Source organism: Streptomyces sp. SCPE 10 (assembly GCF_051980735.1).
Taxonomy (GTDB): Bacteria; Actinomycetota; Actinomycetes; order Streptomycetales; family Streptomycetaceae; genus Streptomyces; species Streptomyces misionensis.
Window position 1 is genome coordinate 6,516,023 of sequence record NZ_CP197069.1, and the last position, 17,807, is coordinate 6,533,829.

Here is a 17,807-nt window from a genome sequence, read left to right on the forward strand (position 1 = left end):
ACGCTCACGGCATGACGACGACCACCACGGCCGTGGACACCCACTGCCCGTACTGCGCGTTGCAGTGCGGCATGCGGCTGGCGCGCACCGACCAGCCGGACGGCACACCGGTGGAGGTGCTGGAGCGGCCCGACTTCCCGGTCAACCGGGGCGCGCTGTGCGGCAAGGGGCGCACCGCGGCCCGGGTGCTCGCCCCCGGAGCGCGGCTGACGGCACCGCTGGTGCGCGACGGCGGCGGGCTGCGCGAGGCGTCCTGGGCGGAGGCGCTCGACCGGGTGGCCGCGGGGCTCGCGGACGCCGGGCGGCGCTACGGGCGGGACGCCGCCGGCGTGTTCGGCGGGGGCGGGCTCACCAACGAGAAGGCGTATCTGCTGGGCAAGTTCGCCCGCGTGGTGCTGCGCACCGCGAACATCGACTACAACGGCCGGTTCTGCATGTCCTCGGCGGCCGCCGCGCTCAGACACGCCTTCGGCCTCGACCGCGGCCTGCCCTTCCCGCTCGCCGACGTCGCCCGCGCCGAGTGCGTGCTGCTGGTCGGCGGCAACCCGGCCGAGACGATGCCGCCGGCCGTCCGCCGACTGCGCGAGCTGCGCGAGAACGGCGGCCGGCTGATCGTCGTCGACCCGCGCCGCACCCGCACCGCGGAACTCGCCGACCTGCACGTGCAGCCGGTGCCCGGCACCGATCTGGCGCTCGCGCTCGGCCTGCTGCACCTGGTGATCGCCGAGGGGCTGTGCGACGAGGCGTTCATCGCCGCCCGCACCACCGGGTTCGAGGAGGCCAGGGCGGCCGCCATGGCGCACTGGCCGGAGCGGGTGGAGCGGCTGACCGGCGTCCCGGTACCGGTGCTGCGCGAGGTGGCCGGCCGGTTCGCGCGGGCGGCCACCGGGATCGTGCTCACCGCGCGCGGGGCCGAGCAGCACAGCAAGGGCACCGACACCGTGGCTGCCTGGATCAACCTGTGCCTCGCCACCGGCAAGGCGGGCCGCCCCGGCTCCGGGTTCGGCTGCCTCACCGGCCAGGGCAACGGCCAGGGCGGCCGGGAGCACGGCCAGAAGTCCGACCAGCTGCCCGGCTACCGGTCCCTCACCGACCCCGCCGCCCGCGCCCACGTCGCCGCCGTGTGGGGCGTCGATGCGGACACCCTGCCCGGCCCCGGCCGCTCGGCCTACGAACTGCTCGACGGCCTCGGACAGCCCGGCGGGGTGCGCGCCCTGCTGCTGATGGGTTCCAACCCGGTGGTCTCCGCGCCCCACGCGGCGCACGTCACCATCCGGCTGCGGCAGCTGGACTTCCTCGCCGTCAGCGACGTGGTGCTCTCGGAGACCGCCGAACTGGCCGACGTCGTCCTGCCGGTCGCCCAGTGGGCGGAGGAGACCGGCACGGTGACCAATCTGGAGGGCCGGGTGCTGCTGCGCGAGGCGGCGCTCGCCCCGCCCGAGGGCGTACGCACCGACCTGTACGTGCTGCGCGAGCTGGCCGCCCGGCTCGGGGTGCGGCGCGGCTTCCCCGAGGATCCGCGGGAGGTCTTCGACGAACTGCGCGCCGCCTCGGCGGGCGGCCCCGCCGACTACGCGGGCATCACCTACGAACGGGTCCGCGAGGAGGACGGCGTCTTCTGGCCGTGCCCGGCCGAGGACCACCCCGGCACGCCCCGGCCGTTCCTCGACCGCTTCGCCACGCCCGACGGACGGGCCCGGTTCGCGGCCGTCTCGCACCGGCCGGCCGCGGAGGAGCCGGACGCGGACTACCCGCTGCGGCTGACCACCGGCCGGGTGCTCGCCCAGTACCAGAGCGGCGCGCAGACCCGGCGGGTGCCGGAGCTGGAGCGGGCCGCTCCCGGGCCGTTCGTGGAGCTGCACCCCCGCCTCGCCGAGCGGCTCGGCGTCACCGACGGCGACCCGCTCGTCCTGACCACCCGCCGCGGCCGGGCCACCGCACCGGCGCGCGTCACCCCCCACATCCGCCCCGACACGGTCTTCATGCCCTTCCACTGGCCGGGGCCGGGCCGCGCCAACTCCCTCACGCACCCCGCCCTCGACCCGATCTCGCGGATGCCCGAGTTCAAGGTGTGCGCGGTGCGCATCGAGCGCGCGCAGGCCGCCCGGTGAGCGCGCGGATCGCCGTCGTCGGCGCCGGGATGGCGGCGGCCCGGCTGGCGCAGCAGCTCGTCGAGCGGGAGCGCGGCGACGACGTGACGCTGTACGGCGCCGAGCCGCACCGCCCGTACAACCGCACCCTCCTCGCCGATGTGCTCACCGGCCGCCTAAACGCCGCCGCCGTCGCGCTGCCGTGCGGCGCGCCCCGGGTCGCCGTGCGCACCGGCCGCGAGGTCGTCGCGGTGGACGTGCGGTCCCGGACGCTGACGCTGGCGGACGGCGCGGAGGCCGGCTGGGACGAACTGGTGTTCGCGACCGGCGCCAACCCGGTGCTGCCGCCGATCCGGGGCCTGCGCACCGCCGACGGCGGACTGAAGGCCGGGGTCCACGCCTTCCGCAGCCTCGCCGACTGCGCGCGGCTCGCCGAGGACGCGGCGCGCGCCCGCCGCGCGGTGGTGATCGGCGGCGGGGTCCTCGGGGTGAGCGCCGCACGGGCGCTCGCCGCGCTCGGCCTGCCCACCGAGATCGTCCACCAGGCCCCCCACCTGATCGAGCGCCACCTCGACGAGGGAGCGGGCGACGCGCTGCGCCGGGCCCTCGAAGAGCTGGGCGTGCACACCTACCCCGGCAACCGGGCCCGCGCCCTCGACGGCGACACCCGGGTCACCGGCGTCCGACTCGCCACCGGCTACCTGCTCGACGCCGACCTGGTGGTCCTCGCCTGCGGGGTCCGCCCCCGCACCGGGCTCGCGCACGCCGCCGGGATCACGGTCCGGGGCGGCATCGTGGTGGACGACCGGCTCGCCACGTCCGCCCCGCACGTCTTCGCGATCGGCGACTGCGCCGAACACGCCGGGGTCACGCACGGCCTCGCCGGCCCCGCCTGGGACCAGGCCGACGTCCTCGCCGCGCGGCTCGCCGGCGCCGGTCCGGACACCGGCTACGGCGGCTCCCGGCCGCTGGTCCGGCTGACCGCGGGCCCGCTGGAGTACGCGGCGTTCGGCGAGACCGGCGACGCGGCCGGCACCGACGTGCTGCGCATCGCCGACGCCACCCGTGGGCCGTACGGCTCGTACAAGAAGCTCGTGCTGCGCGGCGACCGGCTCGTCGGCGGCATCCTCCTCGGCGACCTCGCGACGGTCGGCGACCTCACCCGCGCCTACGAGTGCGACGAAGCGCTCCCCGACGACCCGCTCCACCTGCTCACCAAAGAAGGAGCCGCGTGATGCACTCCGAGACCGCACCCCTGCGCGACCTGGTCCTCGTCGGCCACGGCATGGTCGGCCAGCGCTTCCTGGAGGCGTTCTTCGAACGGCCCCGCCCCGGCTGGCGGGTGACCGTCCTCGCCGAGGAAACCCGGCCCGCCTACGACCGGGTGCACCTCACCTCCTGGTTCTCCGGCACCACCGAGGACGAACTGTCCCTGTGCCCGCCGGAGTTCCTTGCCGAGCACGGCATCGACCTGCGCCTCGGCGAACCCGCCACCGCCGTCGACCGGGAGCGCCGCACGCTGACCACGGCGGCCGGGCGCACCATCCGCTACGACGCCCTGGTGCTCGCCACCGGCTCCTACCCCTTCGTACCGCCGGTGCCCGGCCACGACGCGGGCGGCTGCCACGTCTACCGCACCCTCGACGACCTCGCCGCGATCAAGGCGGAGGCGGCGCGGGCCCGGACCGGCGCGGTGGTCGGCGGCGGACTGCTCGGTCTGGAGGCGGCCGGGGCGCTGCGCGCGGCGGGGCTCGACACCCACGTCGTGGAGTTCGCCCCGCGGCTGATGGCGCTCCAGGTCGACGAGGCCGGCGGGCTGCTGCTGCGCCGCAAGATCGAGGAACTGGGCGTCACCGTCCACACCGGCGCCGGCACCGAGGCGATCACCACGGGCCCCGACGGCCGGGTGCGCTCGATGGTGCTGTCCGACGGCACCGCACTCGACGTCGACCTGGTCGTCTTCTCCGCCGGAGTGCGCCCCCGCGACCAGCTCGCCCGCGCGTGCGGCCTGCCGGTCGGCGCCCGCGGCGGCATCGTCGTGGACACCGCCTGCCGCACCGAGGACCCGCACATCTGGGCCATCGGGGAATGCGCCCAGGCCGCCGACGGCCGGGTCTACGGTCTGGTCGCCCCCGGCTACGCCATGGCCGAGGCCGCCGCCCGCCAGATCGCCGAAGGGGAAGGCGAGTTCGGCGGTGGGGACACCTCGACCAAGCTGAAGCTGCTCGGCGTGGACGTCGCCAGCTTCGGCGACGCGCACGGCACCACCGACGGCGCCCTCGACGTGGTGTACGCCAACAGCCGCGCCGGCGTCTACAAGAAGCTGGTCGTCGGCGCCGACGGCCGGCTCCTCGGCGGCGTCCTGGTCGGCGACACCGACGACTACGCCACCCTGCGCCCGCTGCTGGCGGGCGCCCCGCTCTCCGTGCCGCCCGAGCGGCTGCTGCTGCCCGCGCAGGCCGGCGCGGGCCCGGCCCCGCTGCCCGACGAGGCGATCGTCTGCTCCTGCCACAATGTCGGCAAGGCCGCGATCCGCCAGGCGGTCGCCGACGGCCACGCCTCGGTGCCCGAGGTGAAGAAGTGCACCAGGGCGGGTACCGGCTGCGGCAGCTGCGAGAAGCTGCTCGGCACCATCGTCGCCGGCGAACTGGCCGCCCGCGGCGTCGCCGCCGCCCGCGGTCTGTGCGAGCACTTCACCCACACCCGCGCCGAGCTGTACGAGATCATCCGGGTCAAGGGCATCACGGAGTTCTCCCGGCTGCTCGACGAGCACGGCAGCGGCGAGGGCTGCCAGATCTGCAAGCCCGTGGTCGCCTCGATCCTCGCCGGTCTGGCGGGCGGCCACATCCTCGACGGCGAACAGGCCGCGCTCCAGGACACCAACGACCACTTCCTCGCCAACCTCCAGCGCGGCGGCTCGTATTCGGTGGTGCCCCGCGTCCCGGGCGGCGAGATCACCCCCGAAGGGCTGATCACCATCGGCGAGATCGCCCGCGACTTCGGCCTCTACACCAAGATCACCGGCGGTCAGCGCATCGACATGTTCGGCGCCCGCGTCGACGACCTGCCGCGCATCTGGCGCCGCCTGGTCGACGCGGGCTTCGAGTCGGGCCACGCCTACGGCAAGGCGCTGCGCACCGTCAAGTCGTGCGTGGGGGAGACCTGGTGCCGCTACGGCGTGCAGGACTCCGTCGGCCTCGCCATCGAACTGGAGCTGCGCTACCGCGGCCTGCGCTCCCCGCACAAGATCAAGGCGGCCGTCTCCGGCTGCGCCCGCGAGTGCGCCGAGGCGCAGAGCAAGGACTTCGGGGTGATCGCCACCGCCGAGGGCTGGAACCTCTACGTCGGCGGCAACGGCGGCATGACCCCGCGCCACGCCGACCTGCTCGCCACCGGTCTGGACCGCCCCACGCTGATCCGCACCATCGACCGCTTCCTCATGTTCTACATCCGCACCGCCGACCGGCTGGAACGCACCGCCCCCTGGGTGGCGCGGCTCGACGGCGGCCTGGACCACCTGCGGGACGTCCTCATGAACGACTCCCTCGGCATCTGCGACGACCTGGACGACCTGATGCGGCGCCACACGGCGGCCTACGAGGACGAGTGGGCCGCCACCCTCGCCGACCCCGACCGGCTGCGCCGCTTCGTCTCCTTCGTCAACGCCCCCGGCGTCCCCGACCCCGCCGTGCGCTTCACCCCCGAGCGCGGCCAGATCCGCCCGGTCACCGTCGCCGGGCCGCGCCTGGAGGTGCGCGTCTGATGCACACCGCCGAGATCCAGCTCGCCCACGAGGGCGCGTGGCACACCGTGTGCCGGTACGACGACCTGCTCCCCGGCCGCGGTGTGGCCGTCCTCCTGCACGGTGAGCAGATCGCGCTCTTCCGGGACCGCGCGGGCGGGCTGTACGCCGTCCAGAACTACGACCCCTTCAGCGACGCCTACGTCCTGTCCCGCGGCCTCACCGGCAGCCGCGGCGAGGTGCCGGTGGTCTTCTCGCCCATGTACAAGCAGGCCTTCGACCTGCGCACCGGGTCGTGCCTGGACGAGGAGACCGCACCCGACGGCACCCCGGCACGGCTGCTGGTCTGGCCGGTGCGGGTCGCCCCGCCCGCCGCCCGCTGACCGCCCACCGCCCGGCGTCCGCCCTCCACCGTTCCCGCGGGAGTCCACCATGCCCTCGTCCCCTCCGCCCCCCGCGCCGCCCTCGTTCGCCGCGGCGCTGCGCCGGCTCGGCGCGCTGGCGTCCCTCCGCGGCCGTCACCGCGTCCTGCACCTGACCACGCTGGCGTTCTTCCTCACCTTCCTCGTCTGGTTCGACATGGCACCCTTCGCCCGCCAGATCGGCGACGAACTCCACCTGGACGAAGGCCAGTTACTCACTCTTTCGCTGTGCAACCTGGCGCTGACCGTGCCCGCCCGGATCGGCGTGGGCATGCTTCTGGACCGCTTCGGCCCCCGCCGGGTGTTCGCGGCCGTCCTGATCTTCGCCGCCGTCCCCAACACGGTCTTCGCGACCGCGTCGAGCTTCCCGGTCCTGGTCCTCAGCCGGCTGCTGCTCGGCGTCGTCGGCGCCGGCTTCGTGGTCGGCATCCGCCTGGTCGCCGAATGGTTCCCCCGCGAGGAGATCGGCACGGCCGAGGGCTTCTACGGCGGCTGGGGCAACTTCGGCTCCGCCGCGGCCTCCCTCGTCCTGCCCGGCCTCTCCGTCCTCCTCGCCGGACACACCGGCGGCTGGCGCTGGGGCATCGCGACCGTCGGCGTGCTCAGCGCCCTCTACGGCGTCGTCTACCTCTTCGCCGTGCGGGACACCCCCGAGGGGTCGGCGTACCACCGGCCGCGCCGCCAGGGCGCCCTGGAAGTGACCAGCCGCCGGGCGGTGTTCGGGCTGCTGGTGGTGCAACTGCCGCCGCTCGCCGTCCTCGGGCTCGTCGCGTACCGGGTGCACGACGCCGGAGTGCTCCCCCGGCCCGGCTTCGTCGCCGTCGTCGCCGTACTGGTGGCCGGCTACGCGGTGCAGGCGGCGCGCACCCTGTCGGTGAACCGTCCGGCGCTCGCCGACGCCCATCCGCCCGCCGAGCGCTACCCCTTCCGGCTGGTCGCGCTGCTGGCGCTGGCGTACTTCGTGACCTTCGGCACCGAGCTGGCGATGGCCTCCCTCCTGCCCGCCTACTTCGCCGACACCTTCGGCCTCGGCGTCGCCGCCGCGGCCGCCGCGGGCAGCGCCTTCACCTGCACCAACCTGGTCACGCGCCCCGCGGGCGGGCTGCTGTCGGACGCGCTCGCGCAGCGGCGGACGGCCCTGCGGATCCTGCTCACCGGCGCCGTGGCCGTCTTCGCCGTACTCTCCCGGATGACCGGCGGCTGGGGGCTGTGGACGGGTGTCGCGCTGGTCGCGCTGGCGTCGGTCTTCATCCAGGGCGGCAACGGCGCCGTCTACGCGATGGTCCCGCTGGTCAACCGCCGTTCCGGCGGCCAGATCGCCGGACTGGTGGGCGCGTACGGCAACGTCGGCGGCATCGTGCTGACCTCGGTGCTCGTCTTCACCGGGGGCGACGTGCGCCTGCTGTTCCTCGCCGTCGCGGTGTGCACGGCGGCGATGGCCCTGCTGACCGTGTGGCTGCCGGAACCGCGGGGCACCACGGGCACCGCCGCCACCGCGTCGCCGGCCCCGCGCGAGTCGCCCGCCGGCATCCGCGCCGGGACCCGCGCGGCGCGGCCGTGACCTCCCGCGGGCGGGCGGCGGCCGGCCCGGCCCGCCGCCCGCCCGCGGGGCCGGGACGCTGCGCGGATCAGCGGCCGTGCCCCCCGTGCGCCGCCTCGATCTTCCGCCACGACGTCGGCCGCGGCACCGCCGTGCCCGCCGCACCCGCCGCCGCGAAGGAGCGGGCCGCGCCCGCCGCCGGCTTCGACCGCTGGTACAGCCAGGTGTCGAAGAGGCCCGCCAGCGGCTTGCCCGAGACCTGCTCCGCGTACTTCTCGAAGTCGGCCACCGAGGCGTTGCCGTAGGCGTGGCTCCTGGGCCAGCCCTTGAGGATGCGGAAGAAGGCGGTGTCGCCGACCTCGTCGCGCAGCGCCTGGATGGCCGCCGCGCCCCGGTCGTAGACCGCGTCGTCGAACTGGTCGTCCGCGCCCGGGTCACCCGGCGCCACCGTCCAGAAGGGGTCGTCGGCCGGGTGCGAGGCGTACACGTAGTCGGCGAGCTCCTGCGCCGTGCCCTCGCCCTCGTGCTCCGACCACAGCCACTGCGCGTAGGTCGCGAAGCCCTCGTTGAGCCAGATGTCCTTCCAGTCCTTGACCGACACGTCGTCGCCGTACCACTGGTGGGCCAGCTCGTGCACCACCACCGAGGTGTTGGTGCCCTTCGCGAACTGCTTGGGGCTGTAGAAGACCCGGGTCTGGGTCTCCAGCGCGTAACCGGTCGTGGTGTTCGGGACGTAGCCGCCCGCCGAGGCGAACGGATACGGCCCGAAGTAGTTGCTCAGCCAGTCGACGACCTCCCCGGTGCGCTCCACGCTCGCCCGCGCGGCCCCGTCGTTGTCGCCGAGATCCCTGCTGTACGCGTTGAGGACCGGCACCCCCCGCTCCGAGGTGCCGGTGGTGATGTCGAACCTGCCGATCGCCAGGGTGGCCAGATAGGTCGCCTGCGGCTTGCTCTGCCGCCAGCTGTAGCGGGTCCAGCCCCGCTCGGAGCGGGTCGACTGGAGCGTGCCGTTGGAGATGGCCTGGGTGCCGTCCGGCACGGCCACCGACACGTCGTAGGTCGCCTTGTCGCTCGGGTGGTCGTTACTGGGGAACCACCACCAGGCGGCCTCGGGCTCGTCCGCCGCGACCGCTCCGTCCGGCGTGCGGTGCCAGGTGTCGAAGCCGTAGGCGCTCTTCGTCGACGGCACCCCGCGGTAGCGGACCACGACCGTGACCGGCGTGCCCTTCGCCAGCGGGGTCCGCGGCGTGATCACCAGTTCGTGCTGCTCGGCGTGGCGGAACGCCGCCTTGGCGCCGTTGACCCGCACCTCGCTCACGTCCAGCAGGAAGTCCAGGTCGAAGCTGGACAGATCCTGGGTGGTACGCGCCAGGATCGTCGCGGTGCCCTGCAACTCGTCCGTCTTCGGCTGGTAGCGCAGCCTCAGGTCGTAGTGCGAGACGTCGTAGCCGCCGTTGCCGTAGTACGGGTAGTAGGGGTCGCCGATGCCCGGCGCGCCGGGGGAGTAGCTCGCGGCCGATGCCGGGATCGCCAGCAGGAGGGAGGCCGCCGCCAGTGCGCCCGGCGCGATGATTCTGCGGTGCACGTCAGCTCCAAGTCGTCTGGACTGCAAGTCCGTTGGGGGAACACTGTCCGGAGCCTATTCAGGCCCGCTGCTCCCCGGCCTGTCCATGGTCCCTGCCGTCACACGATCGCCATTCGGCCGCAACGCGCCACCCGGATACCGCAAAGCCCTCTTCTGCACGGGAGTTGGCGGGAGTACCGTCCGCGCATGCCGAACAGCACACCTGCCCGCGGGCGCCCCCGCACCCGGCCCACGCTCTGGCGAGCGTGCGTCGCGGCGGCCGTCGCCGCCCTCCTGGCCGCGTTCCTCACCCCGGCCGCCGCCCAGGCCGCGCCACCCCGCGAGAGCGAGCCCGTCTACTCCTACGCCCACGCCGTCCGCGAGTCCGTGTGGGTGGACACCGGCCTCGACGGGGACGGCGACGGCCGCACCGACCGGGTCGCCGTCGACATCGTCCGCCCCGCCGAACCCGCCCGCGCGGGCCGCAAGGTGCCCGTCATCATGGACGCCAGCCCGTACTACTCCTGCTGCGGGCGCGGCAACGAGAGCCAGGTCAAGACGTACGACGCCGACGGCGGCATCGTCCAGATGCCGCTGTTCTACGACAACTACTTCGTGCCCCGCGGCTACGCCGTGATCGGCGTCGACCTCGCCGGCACCAACCGCTCCGACGGCTGCGTCGACGTCGGCGGCCGGTCGGACGTCCGGTCCGCGAAGGCCGTCATCGACTGGCTGGGCGGCCGCGCCACGGCGTACACCAGCCGCACCGGCACCCGGACCGTCGCAGCGACCTGGTCGAACGGCCGGACCGGCATGATCGGCAAGAGCTGGGACGGCACCATCGCCAACGGCGTCGCCGCCACCGGCGTCCAGGGCCTGAAGACCATCGTGCCGATCAGCGCCATCTCCTCCTGGTACGACTACTACTTCGCCCAGGGCGCCCCGCTCTACGACGGCGGCCCCGACGACCTCGCCGGCTACGTCGAGAGCGACGCGGCGCAGGCGCGCTGCGCCGCCGAACAGAAGAGGCTCGCCGACGGCAGCCCGCGCAGCGGCGACTGGACCCCGCTGTGGACCGAGCGGGACTACGTCAAGGACGCGGCCAAGGTGCGCGCCAGCGTGTTCGTGGCCCAGGGCATGCAGGACCTCAACGTGCGCACCAAGCACTTCGGCCAGTGGTGGGACGCGCTGGCGGCCCACGGCGTCAAGCGCAAGCTGTGGCTCTCCCAGACCGGCCACGTCGACCCGTTCGACTACCGGCGCGGCGCCTGGGTGGACACCCTGCACCGCTGGTTCGACCACGAACTCCTCGGCTACCACAACGGCATCGACCGCGAGCCGATGGCCGACATCGAACGCCACCCCGACCAGTGGGTCACCTCCGCCACCTGGCCGCCCGCCGGCACCCGCACCACCACCCTGCGCCCGGCTCCCGGCACCCTCCCCGGCGTCGGCACCCTCGGCACACGCCCGGCCACCGGCACCGAGACCTTCACCGACGACCCGCGGCTGAGCGAGACCGACTGGGCCGCGCACATCGGCGAGACCACCCCGCAGAAGGCCGGTTTCGTCACGGCGCCGCTCACCCGCGACCTGCGTCTGTCCGGCTCCTCCCAGGTCACGGTCACCGCCACGTCGTCCACCGCCTCCGCCCACCTGTCCGCGGTCCTGGTGGACGTCGGCCCGGACACCATCCGCGACTACTCCGACGCCGGCGAGGGCATCACCACGCTGAAGAACCGCACCTGCTGGGGCGAGAGCACGGCCGGGGACAGCGCCTGCTACCTGGAGACCGCGGCGAAGACGGCCGACGTCGACTACACGGTGTTCAGCCGCGGCTGGGCCGACCTCGGCCACCACGCCTCGCTCGCCGCGGGCGGCCCGCTCACCCCGGGCAGGCCCTACACCATGACCCTCTCGCTGGCCGCCACCGACCACGTGATCCCCAAGGGCCACCGGCTCGCCCTGATCGTCGCGGGCACGGACCGCGACCTCATCGACCCACCGGCCACCAGGCCGACGATCACGGTCCGGCTGGCCGGCACCTCCGCCCGGCTGCCGCTGGTGGGCGGGGCACAGGCCTTCGCCCGGGCCACCTCCGGCACGACGACGACCCCCGCACCGGAACCGCTGAAGGGGCTGCGCGCACCAAGCCCGGCCGGCCGCCTCCCGGGCGACTGACCGCACCGCTCCACCCGGGCGCGGGACCGCATCACCGCCGCGGGTCCCGCGCCCCCGCTCGGTTCAGCCGGCCGCGGCCGGCACCAGACCGGCCGCCTCCCGGGCACAGCCCCAGGCCACCGTCACCCCCGCGCCGCCGTGGCCGTACGAGTGCACCACGGTCCGCCCGCCGGGCAACTCCTCCCGCTCCAGCCGTACCGCGTCCCGGTACGGCCGCAGCCCCACCCGGTGGGCCAGGACCCGCGCCCCCGCGATCTCCGGCCGCACCCGCGCGCACCGGGCGATGATCTCCGCCGCCGTGGCCGGGTCGGGCTCCGTGGACCAGTCGCCCTCCTGCGCCGTACCGCCGAGGATCAGCCCGTAGGGCTGCGGGATGAAGTACGCGGCGACCGGCGAGGAATGGTCGACCGAGGTGTAGTACGTGGTGATCCCGGGGTTCTCCACCAGCACCAGCTGACCCCGCACCGGCCGCACGCCGGGATCGGGCACCAGCGCACGCGCCCCGAGGCCCGAACAGTTGACCACCACGTCGGCGGGCACCTCGGCGAGCCGGGTCGCCGCACGGGCCTCCACCGTGCCGCCCGCCCGCACGAGCCGGTCCCGCAGCCACGCCAGATGCGTCGGCATGTCGATCACCGGCAGCCGCGCGGCCAGCCCGTCCGGTACCGCCCGCAGGCCCGGCACCCGGCCCGCCCAGTCGCCCAGCTCGTCCAGGCGCGCCCCCTGGTGGACGCCGTCCACCAGCCGTACGCCCGTCTCCCCGGGCCGCGCCGCCAGCTCCTCGTACACCGCGAGGGTCTCCAGCGCCCAGGCGCCGACCAGCCGCTCCGGTTCGATGCGGTACGGCCACCACAGCCCGCCGGCCACCGCCGACGTGGTCTCCTCGGCCGCCTCGCGCGCCCACACCCGTACCCGCCGCCCGGCCTCCGCCAGTACCACGGCCGTGGTCAGTCCGACGACCCCGCCGCCGACCACGATCACCTCGTCACGCGACCTGCTGTTCACACTGTCCACGCCTGGACCATAGGCCCCGCCCGCGCGTTCCCGGCAGAGCCCGGCGCACATCCGCTGACGTGGGGATACTCACAGGCCCCCGGCACCGGCGGACGCGCGGGAAACCGGGCTGAGCGGCGGGCGCCGGGCGCACTAGGATCTGCCTTCTGATGACTGCCACCCTCGTCGCCAAGAATCTCGCCGCCGGGCACGGCGACCGCTCCCTCTTCTCCGGGCTCGACCTCGTCGTGGCACCCGGGGACGTGATCGGGCTGGTCGGCGCCAACGGCGCGGGCAAGTCCACCCTGTTGCGGATGCTCGCCGGACTCGTCCCGCCCGAGCAGGGCGAACTGCGGCTGTCGCCGCCCGCCGCGACCGTCGGCCACCTGCCGCAGGAGCCCGAACGCAGGCCGGGGGAGACCGTGCGGGAGTTCCTGGCCCGCCGCACCGGCGTGGCCGGGGCCCAGCGGGTGATGGACGAGGCCACCCAGGCCCTGGTCGACGGCGCGCCCGGCGCGGACGACGCCTACGCGGCGAGCCTGGAGCGCTGGCTCGGGCTCGGCGGCGCCGACCTGGAGGAACGGGCGGAGGAGGTCGCCGACTCGCTCGGTCTCGCCGTCGACCTCGACCAGCCGATGACCTCGCTCTCCGGCGGCCAGGCGGCCCGCGCCGGCCTCGCCTCCCTCCTGCTCTCCCGCTACGACGTCTTCCTGCTGGACGAGCCCACCAACGACCTCGACCTCGACGGTCTCGAGCGTCTGGAGCGGTTCGTCGCCGGGCTGCGCGCGGGCACCGTCGTCGTCAGCCACGACCGCGAGTTCCTCGCCCGCACCGTCACCAAGGTCCTCGAACTCGACCTGGCCCAGCGGCAGATCAACCTCTACGGCGGCGGCTACGAGGGCTACCTGGAAGAGCGCGAGGTGGGCCGGCGGCACGCCCGCGAGGAGTACGAGGAGTACGCCGACAAGAGGGCCGCCCTCCAGGACCGGGCGCAGATGCAGCGGACCTGGATGGACAAGGGCGTCAGGAACGCCCGCCGCAAGGCCGGCAACGACAACGACAAGATCGGCCGCAAGTTCCGCAGCGAGGCCAGCGAGAAGCAGGCCGCCAAGGCCCGGCAGACCCAGCGGATGATCGAGCGACTGGAGGTGGTCGAGGAGCCGCGCAAGGAGTGGGAACTGCGCATGGAGATCGCCGCCGCCCCGCGCTCGGGCGCCGTGGTGGCGACGCTGCGGGACGCCGAGGTCCGGCGCGGCGACTTCGCCTTCGGGCCGGTCTCCCTGCAGATCGACTGGGCCGACCGGATCGCGGTCACCGGGGCCAACGGCGCCGGCAAGTCGACCCTGCTGGGCGCGCTGCTCGGGCGGGTCCCGCTGGACTCCGGGCACGCGGCCCTCGGCTCCGGCGTCCTCGTCGGCGAGGTCGACCAGGCCCGGGGCCTCTTCCACGGCCCCGAGGCCCTGCTCGACGCGTTCTGCGCGGCCGTCCCGGACACCGAGCCGGTGGAGGTGCGCACCCTGCTCGCCAAGTTCGGCCTCAAGTCGGAGCACGTACTGCGCCCGGCCGCGACCCTCTCCCCGGGCGAGCGCACCCGCGCCGCCCTCGCCCTGCTCCAGGGCCGGGGCGTCAACCTCCTCGTGCTGGACGAGCCCACCAACCACCTCGACCTGCCCGCCATCGAACAGCTGGAGTCCGCCCTCGACTCCTACGCGGGCACCCTCCTCCTGGTCACCCACGACCGCCGCATGCTGGACGCGGTCCGGGTGACCCGGCGCTGGGAGGTCGCGGCGGGCAAGGTGACCGAGCGCTGACGCCGGGCCCGGGGAGCACGACGACATCCCCGGGCCCGCCGTGCCGGATCAGGTGGCCGGCAGCACCTTCCAGGAGCCGGTGCCGGTGCCGCGGTCGCTGTAGGGACTGGTGGAGACGGCGTACTTGGCGCCGCCGCCCTGGTTGGAGACGCCGTTGGTGTCGAGGAAACCGCCGTTGGCGGAGCCGTAGTCGTTGAGCAGATGCACGGTGTCGTCGGTGCGGATGTGGCCGTCGGTGGGCGAGGACGTCACACCGAAGATGTGCCACCTGCCGGTGCCGGGGCCGCGGTCCTTGGTGGCGGTCGCGGACACCTCGTACTTGGCGCCCTGCCGGCCGGAGACGCCGTTGGTGTCGAGGTAGGTGTGGTTGCCGTACTGGTTCACGAGGTAGACGACGTCCCCGCTGACGACGCGGGACCCGGTGGCCTTGCCGGTGGCGGAGACGACCCGCCACTGTGAGGTGGCCGGTCCGCGGCTGTTGGGCCGGTTGTTGGTGCTCACGTTGTAGGTGGCACCCGGCCGGCTGGAGACGCCGTTGGTGTCGAGGTAGCCGCCGTCGCCGCCGTACCGGTTCTGCAGCAGGATGACGGTGCCGTAGGTCAGTTCACCGCGGGCCGCCGCGCCGGTGGCCGTCGCCGGGGCGGCGAGCGAGGCCGCCGTCGCGGCGAGGGCCGCGGCGGCCGTGCACGCCGCCAGACGCTGCCTGGAAGTACGGAACACGGGTCCTCCCCATCGTTTCGCGTGCACGGGCATGTGCACAGGGCGAGTGTGGTGGGGGCGAGGAGACACTGTGCCCACTTCGCGTGCTTCATCGCGCCAAACCCCTCGATACGGGGAAAAGTCTGTTTCAGCCGGTTCCTGCTGATGCCGAAGAAACGACGTGGGGCCGGAGCCCGTCCGGACTCCGGCCCCACGGGGGCGGGGCGGGTCAGCGCTGCTTCGGGTCCAGCAGGCCCGCGCGGCGCAGCGCGTCGGCCATGGCGCTGTTCGCGGGGGCCGGTGCGGGACGGCCGCCGCGGTCGCCGCCGCGGCCCTGCCGCCGGCCCTGGTCCGCCTGGCCGCCCTGCCGCTGCTGGGGCGGCCGGGCACCGCCGCGCCGGCGCCCTTCGCCACCGCTGCCCTGCTGCGGCGCCGCCTCGTCGTCCAGGCGCAGGCTGAGCCCGATCCGCTTGCGCGGGATGTCCACGTCGAGGACCTTCACCTTGACGATGTCACCCGGCTTCACCACGTCCCGCGGGTCCTTGACGAACGTCTTGGACATCGCCGACACGTGCACCAGGCCGTCCTGGTGGACGCCGATGTCCACGAACGCGCCGAAGGCCGCCACGTTCGTCACCACGCCCTCCAGCACCATCCCGGCGGACAGGTCGGAGATCTTCTCCACACCCTCCTTGAAGGTGGCCGTCTTGAAGGCCGGCCGCGGGTCGCGGCCCGGCTTCTCCAGCTCCTTGAGGATGTCGGTGACGGTCGGCAGACCGAAGGTGTCGTCCACGAAGTCGGCCGGCCGCAGCGAGCGCAGCACGCCCGTGTTGCCGATCAGGGAGGCCACCTGCCGGCCCGTGGTCTTCACCATGCGCCGCACCACCGGGTACGCCTCCGGGTGCACGCTGGAGGCGTCCAGCGGGTCGACGCCGTCGCGGATGCGCAGGAAGCCCGCGCACTGCTCGTACGCCTTCGGACCGAGCCGCGCCACCTTCTTCAGCTCCCCGCGGGAGGTGAAGGGGCCGTTGGCGTCGCGGTGCGCCACGATGTTCTCGGCGAGAGCGGCCGAGATGCCCGACACCCGCGACAGCAGCGGCACGGAGGCGGTGTTGACATCCACGCCGACGCCGTTCACACAGTCCTCGACCACCGCGTCCAGTGAGCGGGACAGCTTCACTTCGGACAGGTCGTGCTGGTACTGGCCGACGCCGATGGACTTCGGGTCGATCTTCACCAGTTCGGCCAGCGGGTCCTGGAGGCGCCGGGCGATGGAGACCGCGCCGCGCAGCGACACGTCCATGTCCGGCAGTTCCTGGGAGGCGTACGCCGACGCCGAGTACACCGAGGCGCCGGCCTCCGACACCATCACCTTGGTGAGCTTCAACTCCGGGTGCTTGGCGATGAGTTCGGCGGCGAGCCGGTCGGTCTCGCGGGACGCCGTGCCGTTGCCGATCGCGACCAGCTCGACCGCGTGCTCCTTGGCGAGCCGGGCCAGCTTGGCGAGCGCCTCGTCCCACCGGTTGGCCGGCACGTGCGGGTGGATCACGTCCGTGGCGACGACCTTGCCGGTCGCGTCGACCACGGCGACCTTCACGCCCGTGCGGAAGCCGGGGTCCAGGCCCAGGGTGGCGCGGGTGCCGGCCGGGGCCGCGAGCAGCAGGTCGCGCAGGTTGGCCGCGAACACGTTCACCGCCTCGTCCTCGGCGGCGGTGCGCAGCCGCAGCCGCAGGTCGATGCCGAGGTGCACCAGGATGCGGGTGCGCCAGGCCCAGCGGACGGTGTCCTGGAGCCACTTGTCGGCCGGGCGGCCCCGGTCGGCGATCCCGAACCGGTGCGCGACGATCCCCTCGTACGTCGAGGGGCCGTCGGTGGGCTCCTCCGGCTCCAGGACGAGGTCCAGCACCTCCTCCTTCTCGCCGCGCAGCATCGCCAGCACGCGGTGCGAGGGCAGCTCGGTGAACGGCTCGGCGAAGTCGAAGTAGTCGGCGAACTTGGCGCCGGCCTCCTCCTTGCCCTCGCGCACCTTCGCGGCGAGCCGCCCGCGCACCCACATGCGCTCGCGCAGCTCGCCGATCAGGTCGGCGTCCTCCGAGAACCGCTCGGTGAGGATCGCCCGCGCGCCCTCCAGGGCCGCCTGCGCGTCGGCGACGCCCTTGTCCGCGTCCACGAACGCGGCGGCCGCGGCCGACGGTTCCACCGACGGGTCGCTCAGCAGGCCCTCGGCCAGCGGCTCCAGGCCCGCCTCCCGCGCGATCTGCGCCTTGGTGCGCCGCTTGGGCTTGTACGGGAGGTAGACGTCCTCCAGCCGCGCCTTGGTCTCGGCGCCGCGGATGCGGGCCTCCAGCTCCTCGGTGAGCTTGCCCTGCTCGCGCACCGACTCCAGGATCGCGGCCCGCCGGTCCTCCAGCTCCCGCAGATAGCGCAGCCGCTCCTCGATCGTGCGCAGCTGCGCGTCGTCGAGCATCTCGGTCGCTTCCTTGCGGTAGCGGGCGATGAAGGGCACGGTCGAACCGCCGTCGAGCAGTTCCACCGCGGCCTTCACCTGCCGCTCCCGTACGCCGAGTTCCTCGGCGATCCTGCCTTCGATGGATCCTGCTTCGATGGACCCGGGTGTCGTCACGATCCCGTACCGCCTTCTCCACTGAGGTTGCGCGGCAATTGTGGCAGGTGACACCGGCGACCGGGGATCAGGGCGGCGCGTGGCGGGCCGCCGTGGCGCGTGGCGGGGCCGGGCAGGAAGCTTCCTGCCCGGCCCCGGTGCC

General features: G+C 74.3%; 11 protein-coding genes. 7 read left to right on the forward strand and 4 right to left on the reverse strand.

All coding sequences use genetic code 11. The features are described 5' to 3' along the window. Nucleotides 1-11 precede the first annotated feature (11 nt). The 5 genes from ACSP97_RS29930 to ACSP97_RS29950 are packed head-to-tail and all read left to right on the forward strand — an operon-like array spanning nucleotide 12 to nucleotide 7,815. On the forward strand, nucleotides 12-2,111 hold the full coding sequence (locus tag ACSP97_RS29930) for a molybdopterin oxidoreductase family protein (protein WP_440555141.1): 2,100 nt from the start codon (nucleotides 12-14) through the stop codon (nucleotides 2,109-2,111). Continuing rightward, entirely contained in the window at nucleotides 2,108-3,325 is a 1,218-nt protein-coding gene (locus ACSP97_RS29935; protein ID WP_388315666.1) for an NAD(P)/FAD-dependent oxidoreductase, read from the forward strand. The genes ACSP97_RS29930 and ACSP97_RS29935 overlap by 4 nt, the downstream gene beginning before the upstream one ends. Next, entirely contained in the window at nucleotides 3,325-5,853 is a 2,529-nt protein-coding gene (gene nirB / locus ACSP97_RS29940; RefSeq protein WP_440555143.1) for a nitrite reductase large subunit NirB, read from the forward strand. The genes ACSP97_RS29935 and nirB overlap by 1 nt, the downstream gene beginning before the upstream one ends. Further along, nucleotides 5,853-6,215 (forward strand): nitrite reductase small subunit NirD, encoded by a 363-nt coding sequence (gene nirD, locus ACSP97_RS29945; protein ID WP_355151992.1) that lies wholly within the window; start codon nucleotides 5,853-5,855, stop codon nucleotides 6,213-6,215. The genes nirB and nirD overlap by 1 nt, the downstream gene beginning before the upstream one ends. A gap of 49 nt (nucleotides 6,216-6,264) precedes the next feature. Next, entirely contained in the window at nucleotides 6,265-7,815 is a 1,551-nt protein-coding gene (locus ACSP97_RS29950) for an MFS transporter (protein WP_440555145.1), read from the forward strand. A gap of 67 nt (nucleotides 7,816-7,882) precedes the next feature. Here the strand turns inward: ACSP97_RS29950 and ACSP97_RS29955 are convergent, their stop codons facing one another. Continuing rightward, nucleotides 7,883-9,379 (reverse strand): M1 family metallopeptidase, encoded by a 1,497-nt coding sequence (locus tag ACSP97_RS29955; RefSeq protein WP_440555147.1) that lies wholly within the window; start codon nucleotides 9,377-9,379, stop codon nucleotides 7,883-7,885. A gap of 186 nt (nucleotides 9,380-9,565) precedes the next feature. On the opposite strand from ACSP97_RS29955, the gene ACSP97_RS29960 reads away from it, so the two are divergent. Then, nucleotides 9,566-11,539 carry a Xaa-Pro dipeptidyl-peptidase gene (locus tag ACSP97_RS29960; RefSeq protein WP_440555149.1) on the forward strand — a complete coding sequence of 658 codons (1,974 nt, stop codon included), beginning with the start codon at nucleotides 9,566-9,568 and terminating at the stop codon, nucleotides 11,537-11,539. Nucleotides 11,540-11,602: 63 nt separating this feature from the next. On the opposite strand, the gene ACSP97_RS29965 is transcribed toward ACSP97_RS29960, so the two are convergent. Beyond that, a complete protein-coding gene (locus tag ACSP97_RS29965; protein WP_440558495.1) occupies nucleotides 11,603-12,520 on the reverse strand; it encodes an FAD-dependent oxidoreductase in 918 nt (305 codons plus the stop codon). A gap of 182 nt (nucleotides 12,521-12,702) precedes the next feature. Between ACSP97_RS29965 and ACSP97_RS29970 the strand changes: the two genes are divergently transcribed. Then, a complete protein-coding gene (locus tag ACSP97_RS29970) occupies nucleotides 12,703-14,343 on the forward strand; it encodes an ABC-F family ATP-binding cassette domain-containing protein (protein WP_440555151.1) in 1,641 nt (546 codons plus the stop codon). Between the two features lie 48 nt (nucleotides 14,344-14,391). On the opposite strand, the gene ACSP97_RS29975 is transcribed toward ACSP97_RS29970, so the two are convergent. Continuing rightward, the gene (locus tag ACSP97_RS29975; protein WP_364729919.1) at nucleotides 14,392-15,063 is read right to left on the reverse strand and encodes a hypothetical protein; all 672 of its coding nucleotides are present in this window, start codon (nucleotides 15,061-15,063) and stop codon (nucleotides 14,392-14,394) included. 208 nt (nucleotides 15,064-15,271) lie between these two features. Further along, nucleotides 15,272-17,665 carry a Tex family protein gene (locus ACSP97_RS29980; protein ID WP_355322851.1) on the reverse strand — a complete coding sequence of 798 codons (2,394 nt, stop codon included), beginning with the start codon at nucleotides 17,663-17,665 and terminating at the stop codon, nucleotides 15,272-15,274. Between the last annotated feature and the right edge of the window lie 142 nt (nucleotides 17,666-17,807).

Excerpts from the sequence above, each read along its gene's own strand:
- ACSP97_RS29930 (WP_440555141.1), top strand. The coding sequence starts at position 12 with ATGACGACGACCACCACGGCCGTGGACACCCACTGCCCGTACTGCGCG.
- nirB (WP_440555143.1), top strand. The coding sequence starts at position 3,325 with ATGCACTCCGAGACCGCACCCCTGCGCGACCTGGTCCTCGTCGGCCAC.
- nirD (WP_355151992.1), top strand. The coding sequence starts at position 5,853 with ATGCACACCGCCGAGATCCAGCTCGCCCACGAGGGCGCGTGGCACACC.
- ACSP97_RS29950 (WP_440555145.1), top strand. The coding sequence starts at position 6,265 with ATGCCCTCGTCCCCTCCGCCCCCCGCGCCGCCCTCGTTCGCCGCGGCG.
- ACSP97_RS29960 (WP_440555149.1), top strand. The coding sequence starts at position 9,566 with ATGCCGAACAGCACACCTGCCCGCGGGCGCCCCCGCACCCGGCCCACG.
- ACSP97_RS29970 (WP_440555151.1), top strand. The coding sequence starts at position 12,703 with ATGACTGCCACCCTCGTCGCCAAGAATCTCGCCGCCGGGCACGGCGAC.